This window comes from Pseudomonas baetica (assembly GCF_019733355.1).
GTDB classification, from domain to species: Bacteria; Pseudomonadota; Gammaproteobacteria; order Pseudomonadales; family Pseudomonadaceae; genus Aquipseudomonas; species Aquipseudomonas baetica_A.
This window is the reverse complement of the sequence record NZ_JAIHLQ010000062.1, coordinates 18941-29149: the sequence shown is the minus strand read 5'-3', so window position 1 is coordinate 29149 and position 10209 is coordinate 18941. Positions and strand designations below refer to the sequence as shown.

The 10209-nt window shown below is 61.0% G+C and carries 10 protein-coding genes; 4 read left to right on the top strand and 6 right to left on the bottom strand.

The genetic code is table 11. The features are described from left to right. Positions 1-395: 395 nt before the first annotated feature. The gene (locus K5E40_RS31915) at positions 396-854 is read left to right on the top strand and encodes an REP-associated tyrosine transposase (RefSeq protein WP_221734164.1); all 459 of its coding nucleotides are present in this window, start codon (positions 396-398) and stop codon (positions 852-854) included. Between the two features lie 145 nt (positions 855-999). On the opposite strand, the gene K5E40_RS31910 is transcribed toward K5E40_RS31915, so the two are convergent. Continuing rightward, a complete protein-coding gene (locus K5E40_RS31910) occupies positions 1000-1851 on the bottom strand; it encodes a CAP domain-containing protein (RefSeq protein WP_221734163.1) in 852 nt (283 codons plus the stop codon). A gap of 199 nt (positions 1852-2050) precedes the next feature. On the opposite strand from K5E40_RS31910, the gene K5E40_RS31905 reads away from it, so the two are divergent. Then, positions 2051-2671, top strand: a complete 621-nt coding sequence (locus K5E40_RS31905) for a cell wall hydrolase (RefSeq protein ID WP_221734162.1) — start codon at positions 2051-2053, stop codon at positions 2669-2671. On the opposite strand, the gene K5E40_RS31900 is transcribed toward K5E40_RS31905, so the two are convergent. Next, positions 2668-3555, bottom strand: coding sequence for a LysR family transcriptional regulator (locus tag K5E40_RS31900; RefSeq protein ID WP_221734161.1), 888 nt, complete (start codon positions 3553-3555; stop codon positions 2668-2670). The two genes, K5E40_RS31905 and K5E40_RS31900, sit on opposite strands and share 4 nt — an antisense overlap. Before the next feature lie 103 nt (positions 3556-3658). Here K5E40_RS31900 and K5E40_RS31895 point away from each other — a divergent pair, with 103 nt between their 5' ends. After that, a complete protein-coding gene (locus K5E40_RS31895; protein WP_221734160.1) occupies positions 3659-5071 on the top strand; it encodes an MFS transporter in 1413 nt (470 codons plus the stop codon). A 24-nt stretch (positions 5072-5095) separates the two neighbouring features. Here K5E40_RS31895 and K5E40_RS31890 read toward each other — a convergent pair whose 3' ends face one another. The 4 genes from K5E40_RS31890 to K5E40_RS31875 all read right to left on the bottom strand — a co-directional run bounded on the left by K5E40_RS31890 (position 5096) and on the right by K5E40_RS31875 (position 8410). Further along, complete coding sequence (locus K5E40_RS31890) at positions 5096-6502, bottom strand: heavy metal sensor histidine kinase (protein WP_221734159.1); 1407 nt, start codon at positions 6500-6502, stop codon at positions 5096-5098. Then, entirely contained in the window at positions 6499-7170 is a 672-nt protein-coding gene (locus tag K5E40_RS31885; RefSeq protein WP_221734158.1) for a heavy metal response regulator transcription factor, read from the bottom strand. Before K5E40_RS31885 ends, K5E40_RS31890 begins: the two co-directional genes overlap by 4 nt. Positions 7171-7182: 12 nt before the next feature. Further along, positions 7183-7440 carry a DUF2790 domain-containing protein gene (locus tag K5E40_RS31880; protein WP_221734157.1) on the bottom strand — a complete coding sequence of 86 codons (258 nt, stop codon included), beginning with the start codon at positions 7438-7440 and terminating at the stop codon, positions 7183-7185. 256 nt (positions 7441-7696) lie between these two features. After that, a complete protein-coding gene (locus K5E40_RS31875) occupies positions 7697-8410 on the bottom strand; it encodes a murein L,D-transpeptidase catalytic domain family protein (RefSeq protein ID WP_221734156.1) in 714 nt (237 codons plus the stop codon). 150 nt (positions 8411-8560) lie between these two features. Between K5E40_RS31875 and K5E40_RS31870 the strand changes: the two genes are divergently transcribed. Beyond that, positions 8561-10177, top strand: coding sequence for a murein L,D-transpeptidase (locus K5E40_RS31870; protein ID WP_221734155.1), 1617 nt, complete (start codon positions 8561-8563; stop codon positions 10175-10177). Positions 10178-10209: the final 32 nt, after the last annotated feature.

Below are 10209 nucleotides of genomic sequence, written 5' to 3'. Positions count from 1 at the left end.
CTTCGTGAGCAAGCCCACTCCCACCTTGAATCGTGGTCAGCCGCAAATCTCATCCACCCACCCATCCCCTGTGGGAGCGGGCTTGCTCGCGAAGGCATCAGGTCAGGCACCATCGATGCTGGATGTGCCGGCCTCTTCGTGAGCAAGCCCACTCCCACCTTGAATCGTGGTCAGCCGCAAATCTCATCCTCCCACCCATCCCCTGTGGGAGCGGGCTTGCTCGCGAAGGCATCAGGTCAGGCACCATCGATGCTGGATGCGCCGGCCGCTTCGTGAGCAAGCCCACTCCCACCTTGAATCTGCGGTGCAGACACATTCTGCGAAAAAACATGACCTGCGTGTTGTGATCGCTGTTCTAGCCTTTTCTGAACTCAAATCATCAATAAGGCAAAGGAATGCCCCAACGATTCTCGTCACATCGCCTGCGAACCGGCCGTTATTGCGAAAACAACCGAATCTACCTTCTAACCGCCAGTACTTTGGGACGTGAGCCGGTGTTCAAGGATTACAGGGTCGGCCGATTGACCGTGAACCAGTTCAGACGAGCACAAGAGGAGGGCTTTGCTGAAACATTGGCGTGGGTGGTCATGCCGGACCATTTCCACTGGCTGATCCAGTTGCAAAAAGGAACATTGGCCCAATTGATGTGCCAGGCCAAATCCTTAAGTACTCGTTCAATCAACAAGGCGACCGGCAGAACGGGGAGTCTTTGGCAGCCAAGCTTCCATGATCATGCGCTGCGACGGGAGGAGGATTTAGTGAAGCTGGCCCGCTATGTAGTCGCCAATCCCTTAAGGGCGGGGCTGGTAGAAAAGCTTGGTGACTACCCGCTATGGGATGCAATCTGGGTTTGACCTACGGATATGGCCAGACACAGATCCTCCATCCAGCGACGACCTACTGTGGGAGCGGGCTTGCTCGCGAAGACGTCAGGTCAGGCACCATCGATGCTGGATGTGCCGGCCTCTTCGTGAGCAAGCCCACATTTAATCTGCGTTGCTATTGAGCACCAAACATCGTGGTCCAGTAGATGCCCGCGTCGCTTTTCGGGTCGGTCGCGTAGGCTGCGCCGAGTTCCTTGTATTGCGGGTTCATCAGGTTGGCGCAATGGCCGGGGCTGGCGAGCCAGCCGTCGACGACTTTGCGCACGGTGTCCTGGCCGGCGGCGATGTTTTCACCGACCAGTTGACCGTTGTAACCCGCGAGTTCGGCGCGGTCGCCCGGGGTGCGGCCGTCGCGGTCCTTGTGATCGAAGTAATTGTTGTTGGCCATGTCGCGACTGTGGTCCTGGGATACGGTGCCCAGGGTTGCGTTCCAGGCCAGTGGGGCGGCAGCGCTAAAGGCCTGGCCGCCGCACTGGCGTGGCTGACTGCGAGCGACATTGAGCTGCTCAAGCAGTTTCTGGCCCTCACTTTGCGCATCGCCAAGTTTGGCCGACAACAATGGCCGCGCCAGTACAATTCGCCAATCGCGATCCGCGCGGCTGACGCCGACATCGACGAACTGTGGATCGAGCACCACCTGACAGAAACTCTCCTGAATCGCCTTCATTGCCGACGCCGCATCCCGTGGGCCGTTGAGGGTGATCGCCTGAACTTTGTTCATCGGGTAACTGGCGCGGACCATGGCCTGTTGCAAATCGACGGCGCCACCGGCGGGCAGAATCAGGCGCGGATCGCTCGACAGCGGTGGCAGTTCGCTGGAGGCCTGAGCACCGCAACGTTGCGGTTCGCTGCGGTATTTATTGATCGACTCGATCAGTTGCGACTCGTCGGTGGCCATGGCCGAGGCGGCAAAGGCCATGCCTGCGGTCAACGCGGCAACGCGTAAAGCGGATGGCATGAAGCGCATGGAAATCTCCCTTGAGCTGAATGCGCCCATGATGCGCGAAACGCCCCCGGTGGGTGCAATGTCTTTTTCTTCATTCGGTGGTTTTTTCAGCGGAACGTTACCCGCGATTTTGCCGTCTACACTCAGCCAAGGCCCCGGAAAACGGGGGTCTCCCCTGCGTAACACCTTGCCCGACTCGGGCCCTGCCGGAAGAACTGACATGGGATTGAAATGGTTGATTGGCTGCTTCGCGTTAACCCTGTTAGCCAACGTTGCAATGGCCACCGATCAGGCGCCGATCCAGGCCAAGGCCGAAGAGAAAGCCCAAGTGCTGGAAGAGAAAGCCGCGGACAAAGTCAGCGCTGCTCCGGCGCCAAAATCCGAAGCGATCACCCCAACCGAAGTTCAGGCGGTGGACCCGGCCGGCGCTGCGCCGCTGGATGATCCGATCACGTGCCTGGCGCGCAGTATTTACTGGGAAGCCAAGGGCAGGGACACCCCGGAGATGGAAGCCGTGGCCAGCGTGGTGATGAATCGTCTTGGCCATGAAGGTTTTCCGGGCACAGTTTGCGCCGTGGTGAAACAGGGTTCGGAAGCCAAAACCTGCCAGTTTTCCTGGTGGTGCGATGGCAAGCCGGATCAGGTCAAGGAAGACGCCGAATACGCGCTGGCAAAGGAAATTGCCGGCAAGGCGTTGAACCGTCAGCTCAAGGATCGCACCCACGGCGCGTTGTATTTCCACGACCGCAACGTGCACCCGGGTTGGGCCAAGGAATACCGGAAAACCGCCGAGACGAAAAAATTCCTGTTCTATAAACCCTCCGGCGGCGATGCGCGTTAGGCACAGACTTCCCGCACGCAGTTGCGCAACCAGCGATGCGCCGGGTCGGCGTCCATGCGCGGATGCCAGAGCATGGACACACTGATTGGCGGCATCTGGAAGGGCAAGGCAAAACTGTGCAGGCCGGTGCGCAGTTTGCTGGTGTGACGTTCCGGCACGGTGGCAGTCAGGTCTGATTCACGTACCAGTGTCAGTGCCGCTGAAAATCCGCCGAATGAAGTGACAATGTCCCGCGTCAGGCCCAAGGCGAGTAACGCGTCATCGACCGGGCCGCTGCTGCGCCCGCGTCGTGAAATGAGAATGTGCTGGCCGCCGGCAAAGCGCTTGGCGCTGATCTTGCCCGAACTCAAGGGGTGCCCCTGACGTACCACCCCGATCCAGCGATCCTCAAACAGGATACGGCTGTGCAGCGTCGGGTCGGTGCTGTCGTCGACCACACCAGTCTCCAGATCCACCCGGCCTTCGCGCAGCGGTGTGCTGTCCTTGTCGGCTTTCTGCACAAAACGCAGGCGTACGCCCGGCGCTTCTTGCGCGATGCGGGCGAGCAGGGCGGCGGCAAAGGTTTCGACAAAGCCATCGGTGTTGCGCAAGGTGAAGGTGCGTTGCAACTGGCCGGGATCAAGCACTTCGGCGGGACGCAAAACCGCCTCGGCCTCCTGCACCAGATGACTGACTCGCTCGCGCAACTCCAGCGCGCGCGGGGTCGGCACCAGGCCACGACCAGCGCGTACCAGCAACGGATCGCCGGTGGTTTCGCGCAGACGGGCCAGAGCACGGCTCATGGCCGACGGGCTCAGGCGCAGACATTTGGCGGCGCGGGCGACACTGCCTTCACGCAGCAGCACGTCGAGGGTGATCAGCAGGTTCAGATCCGGTGCAGTCATGACATGGCGTTCCGTGCATGTATTAAGTGCAAAGCATGCGTCTTGCGCCTTGTGTTGTCGAGGCTCAGGCTACGACACATTAACGTTGCACAGTGAATGCGCCATGCCTCGACCACCCCTGAACACCACAGCCCGCTGGGCCCTGACCAGTCTGGCGCTGTCGATGTTGATGCCGTCGCTGGACACCAGCATTGCCAACGCCGGGTTGCCGATTCTGGCGGCGGCGTTTGAGGCGACGTTTCCACAGGTGCAGTGGATCGTTCTGGCTTACTTGCTGGCGATCACCACGGTGATTGTCAGTGTCGGGCGTTTAGGGGATGGCTTCGGGCGGCGGCGTTTGCTGTTGATCGGCATCGGCATTTTTACTGCCGCCTCGTTGGCCTGCGCGCTGGCCTCGGGACTGGGTTGGCTGATCGGCGCACGGGCGGTGCAAGGCCTTGGCGCGGCGATCATGTTCGCGTTGACGATGGCGCTGGTGGCCGATGCAGTGCCCAAGTCTCGGGCGGGCAGTGCGATGGGATTGTTGGCGACGATGTCGGCGACCGGCACCAGCCTCGGCCCGTCGCTGGGCGGATTGTTGATGACGCATGCCGGCTGGCAGTCGATTTTTCTGCTCAACGTGCCGTTGGGCTTGCTCAATGCGTGGCTGGTGTATCGCTATCTGCCGGCGGATCGGCCAGTGCGGGTGAATATTGCGTTTGATTATTTCGGCACCGGGTTATTGATGCTGACGCTGGCGGCCTATGCGTTGGCGATGACCCTTGACGGGTTCACCCTGGCGTTGCTGCTGATCAGCCTGTGCGGCGCGGGATTGTTCATTGCGGTCGAGATGAAGACCAACGCACCGCTGATTCGCTTGTCACTGTTCGCCGACCTGCGTCTGAGTGGCAGTCTGGCGCTGACGTTACTGGTGACGACGGTAATGATGACCACGTTGGTGGTCGGGCCGTTTTACCTGAGCCGTGGGTTGGGCCTCACCAGTACGGTGGTCGGACTGGCGTTGTCGGTCGGGCCGTTGTTGGCGGCGTTCGGCGGCGTGCCGGCTGGCCGGTTGGTGGATCGTTTCGGCGCACGGAGAGTGGTGCCCGGCGCGTTGCTTGGAATGGCCTGCGGTTGCAGCCTGTTAGCGCTGTTGCCGATGAGCTTCGGTCTGTCTGCGTATTTGCTGCCGATGGCGGTGATCGCCGGCAGTTACGCGTTGTTCCAGGCAGCCAACAATACCGGGTTGATGGCTGGGGTCAGCCAGGATCAGCGCGGCGTGGTGTCGGCACTGCTCGGGTTGGCGCGCAATCTGGGATTGATCACCGGGGCGGCTGCGATGGGGGCGGTGTTTGCCGTGGCCACCGGCGATCCGACCCAAGCCCCTGCTGCCGTTATCGCCACTGGGTTGCACATGACCTTCGGCGTCGCCACGGCCCTGATGGTCATTGCCCTGATCATCAGCCGAGCGCAGATCAACTGCAGGAGCGAGCCTGCTCGCGATAGCGTCGGCACAGTCAAAATCTCAGGTGACTGATCCACCGCCATCGCTGGCGGTGGATCAGTCCCGGAATTGGCGGGCGGGGAAAAACAGTTCGAAGCACGTCTCGCCATCGACGCTGCTCACAGCGTAACGACCGTGATGCAACTGCATGATCGTCGCGACGATCGAAAGGCCTAGCCCATTCGAGTGCGCCGAGCGCTCGCGAGACGGGTCGATGCGGTAGAAGCGTTCGAACAGTCGCGCCAGATGTTGCGGCGCAATCGTCGCGCCCTGGTTGCGCACCCGCACATAGCTGCCTTCAGCCTCGGCAAACGCCTCGACCTGCACCGTCGAATCTGCTGCGCCGTACTTGATTGCATTGGCGCACAGATTGGCCAGTGCCCGGCGCAGCAACATCGGCTCGCCCCAGATCACGCCGCTGCCTCGCGCCTCGATGCACACGCCGACATCCGCCGCCAAGCCTTCAAAGTAATCGGCGATGCGTTGCACCTCATCGGCCGCGTCCAGCTCCTGACGTTGATTCAAGGCACTGGCCGGATCGGTGCGGGCCAGAAACAGCATGTTGTCGAGCATGCGGGTCAGCCGCTCAAGCTCCTCGACATTGGAGGCGAGCAACTGCTGATACGCCTCGATGCTGCGATTCTGGTGCAGGGCAACTTGGGTCTCGCCGAGCAGGTTATTGATCGGGGTACGCAGTTCATGGGCCATGTCGGTGGACACCTGGCTCAACTGCGCAAAACCTGTGGCGAGGCGGTCGAGCATGGCGTTGAACGCCTCGATCATCGGCTGCAACTCTCGCGGTGCACCATGGCTGTCGAGGCGTTCACCGAGGTTGCCGACACCGATGCCGTGGGCGTGGTTCGCCAAGCGCCGCAACGGCAACAGCCCGCGATACACCAGCAAGCAACCAATCACCGCCAACATCAACGCCGCCAGCGACGCGAAGCCATAAACACTCAAACGATAATTGGCGAGCATCGCCGTGCGCTCGCTCATCAGGCGCCCGGACTGTACTTGCAGACTGCCCAGTTCGCCGGAATCGATGCTTGCCGCCACGGCCGAAAACGGCACGCCGTTGACGTCGGGCAGATGCTGCACATCGTTCAGCGACAGCGGCCGGTCAATCGGCACCGCCGGCAAATTTGGCGTGGCCAGGTTGCCGGGATTGACAACCAACAGCGGCGGTTGGCCCGGCGCACCGATGGTCAGCAGCGCTTCGTGGTTGCCGAGCATGTTCTGGAACAGCGCCGGTTTGTGCTTGATCAGCTCAAGGGTGTTGCTGTCGTTGAGAAAACTGCGCAACTGATCGACCCGACTGACCAGCGCCGTGTCGTCCCGTCGGATGAGTTGTTCTTCAAGCTCGCTGTACAGCGCCGCGCCGAGCCCGGCGAGTGAGGCAAAGGCGAGCAGGGCGAACGCCAGCGCCAGGCGCAGGGTCAGGGAGTGTGGGCGATTGATGCTCATGGCTGGGTATCGAAGCGATAGCCGATCCCGCGCACGCTGTGGATCAGTTTGAGCTGGAACGGGTCGTCGATCTTCGCCCGCAAGCGGCGCACGGCGACGTCGACCACGTTGGTGTCGCTGTCGAAATTCATGTCCCACACCCGCGAAGCGATCAGCGAGCGCGCCAGCACTTGCCCGGTGTGGGTGGCGAACAGTTGCAACAGGGCGAATTCCTTGTTGGTCAGGGTGATCCGTACTCCGGCGCGGTTGACGCGGCGTTTGAGTACATCGATCTGCAGGTCGGCGACTTGCAGTTGTTCGTCTTCATGAATCGGCCCGCGCCGGGTCAGGGTGCGCAAACGCGCTACCAGTTCGGCGAAAGAAAACGGCTTTATCAGGTAGTCGTCAGCGCCCAGTTCGAGGCCTTTGACCCGGTCGGCAATGTCATCGCGGGCGGTGAGGAACAGCACCGGCGTGTCGGCTTCCTTGCGCAGCCGGCGCAGGACTTCCCAGCCATCCATTTTCGGCATCATCACATCGAGCACGATCACGTCGAAGCTGTGTTCCAGCGCCAGGTGCAGACCGTCGGCGCCATCTCGGGCCAGGCTCACGCTGTAGCCCAGTTCCTGCAAACCGTTGAGCAGATAATTGCCGGCCTTGGGTTCGTCTTCGACAACCAGAATATTCATGGGTGATCCGTCTCAATTGTCGTTGGTGCAGCCGCTGCCTTGTACTTGATAGTCCAGCACATGTTCACGGCCCTGATGGTCGAGGTAATTCAGTTGCGCCGGAATTACCCCGCAGGCCTGTGAAATATCGGTGCTGGACAGAACTTTGTCGACATCCAGATGCACGAAGAAGCCGGTTTTGTCATGAATCACTGCGGCGTCAGGCATGTCGGCGGCGAACACCGAACCGGTGGCGAGGAGGGCGGAGAAGGCGAGGATCAGGGTTTTCATGATGAGTCACTCAGTGGTTGAAGTTGATCGGCATTGGCGCCGGAACAACGTCAGGCTACCGAGCGATCCGCACGGCAAACCGACAACTGAATGACAAAGTTGTAATGAAAGGAAGACGAAGAAATTTTATCTGACTGAATACGACCCTGTGGGCGCCAGCCCGTTGGCGATTGCGGTGGATCATTCAGCATTAATGTTGAATGTCATGCCCTCATCGCTAGCAGGCGGGCTCCCACAGGGGATTTGTGTGTTCGGATTAGCTGGCGTGAGTATTGAGGATGCTCGCCACCTGCTGCGGCTGACAATTGAGGTACGGCGACTTTTTCAGCCAACGCTGATCCGGGTACCACGAGAACATGAACTGGCCGTTCTTGAGTTTATCGATCACCTGCTTGGCAATCTGTGGTCGCACTGCCGGGCAACCCTGGCTGCGACCGATGCGGCCCTGACGCTTGCTCCACAACGGATTCACGTAATCGGCGGCGTGGATCACGATCGCGCGATCGCGGGCCATGTCATTGAAACCCGGTTCCAGTCCGTCCATGCGCAACGAGTACCCGTGTGTGCCTTCGTAGCTTTCCTGAGTGCGGAACAGGCCCAGGCTGGATTGATAACTGCCTTCGCGATTGGAGAACTGCGTGGCGAAGTTTTCCCCGGAGTTGGAGCCATGGGCGACCAGGTCGCGCAGCACCAGTTTTTTCCGGGTCAGATCGAAAATCCACAGTCGACGCGCGGTGGACGGTTGCGAATAATCAATGATTGCAAGGTGGCGAGACGGCTTCGCACCGTTGTTGACCGCGCATTGCATGGCGCTCAAGGCACCTTTCAGCGCTTGGGGATTGAGTTCTGGTGCGGCGTGCGCGAGGCTGGTAAAGAGAACCGGCGATGGTTTGCCGGCGGCGAAAGCTGGGCTGGCCACGGCGACAAGGGTCGCGCTGGTCAGCAGAAGTCGGCGCAAAAACGTCAACATTTATAAAGTGTCCTCACTGGCTACTTGTTTGGCACTTTGGCTCCTGACTCCCAGTCATAACCTGCAAGCCCGCAGATCGGGCCTGACTGTTCAGCGCACCTGATGTAAGGTTGGCCATCATCAAGATGGCCATGGATTGGAGTAAAGCAGTTGTTCAAAAAGTACGCATGCTACTTGAGCATTTGTTTGCTCGCTGCGCCGTTTGTCGCTTGTGCCGATGATTCGTTGCCGCCCTTGCAGACGCTGCCCACGCCGCCGGCCGAAATGCCCGTCGAGCCGCATAGCCCCTTGGAGGCTGTGCTGATCGGTCTGCCACACGCATGCCCGGCCATCGCCGCGCACCTCAACGGCCCTGCGCTGGAGCAACTCAAAGCCTTTTATCAGCAGCAGGACTGGATGCCGGTGTGGGCCAGTGAGTCCGGGCGGTTGCAGGCCTTGCACGGGCAATTGCAGTTGTTGGCCGACGACGGTCTCAACCCGAACCGCTACCCGGTCGCGATGACCCCGCCCCAGGAAGGCGAGTTATGCGCCGATATCGACATCAGCCGCTATTACCTGCAAGCCCTGCAGGACCTGCATTTCGGTCGACTGCTGCAATCTCATTTCGAGCCGCTCTGGCGTGCCGACGATACGCCGCGCGACCGTCAGACTGAATTGCTCGCAATCGCGGTGCCAGGCATGCATGACCTTCGCGCAGCGTTCGACCTCGCACGTCCGCATCTGGCGCAGTACCAGAACCTGCGTCAGCTCTACGCCGCGCAACGGCTCAAAGCCTTGCCACGATGGCAGTCAGTCGGCAGCGGACCGCTGCTGCGCCCGGCCATGGAAGACAAGCGTGTGCCGGATCTGGCGCTGCGTCTCTACAGCGAGGGTTATCTGGCCGACTACATCGCCACCCCCAGCAATGCCTACGATGCTGTGCTGGTGGAGGCGGTGAAAAACTTTCAGACCCGTCATTCGTTGCAGGCTGATGGTGTGGTCGGGCCGGGGACAATTGCCGAACTCAATATCAGCCCGCTGGCCCGCCGCGACCAATTGCGGGTCAACCTCGAACGGTTCCGTTGGCTGGCGCAAGACTTGGAGCCCAATGGCCTGCTGGTCAACGTCGCCGCTGCCGAACTGACGCTGTATCAGGGCGGCAAACCCGTGTGGCAGACCCGCACGCAGGTCGGTCGCGCCGAACGCCAGACACCGCTGCTCAAGTCCCGTGTCACGCGCCTGACCCTGAACCCGACCTGGACCGTGCCGCCGACCATCTGGAAGGAAGACAAACTGCCGGCGATTCGCAAGGACCAGACCTTCCTCAGCCGCCAGAACCTGCAAGTGCTCGACGCCAACGGTCAGCCCTTGGCGGCAGCCGACATCGACTGGGATAACCCCGGCAATATTCTGCTGCGTCAGGACGCCGGGCCGCGCAACCCGCTGGGGCAGATGGTCATCCGCTTCCCCAACCCGTTCTCGGTATACCTGCACGACACGCCGAGCAAGGCGCTGTTTGACAAGGGGCCGCGAGCGTTCAGCTCCGGCTGTGTGCGGGTCGAGCACCCAATGCAACTGCGCGATTTGCTGCTCACCCCGGCAGAAAGGGCCCGCACCGAAACCTTGCTCGCCACGGGCACCACCCATGAATTTCGCTTGGCGGCGCCGGTGCCGATCCTGATGACCTACTGGACGGTGCAAGTCGACAGCGCAGGTCACGTTCGCTATTCGCCCGACATCTACAGCCGTGACGGCGCATTGCTGGCGGGGCTGGACGGGGCGCATTAAGCGTCTGCGGGTGCTTGGTTTTCAGAGCACCC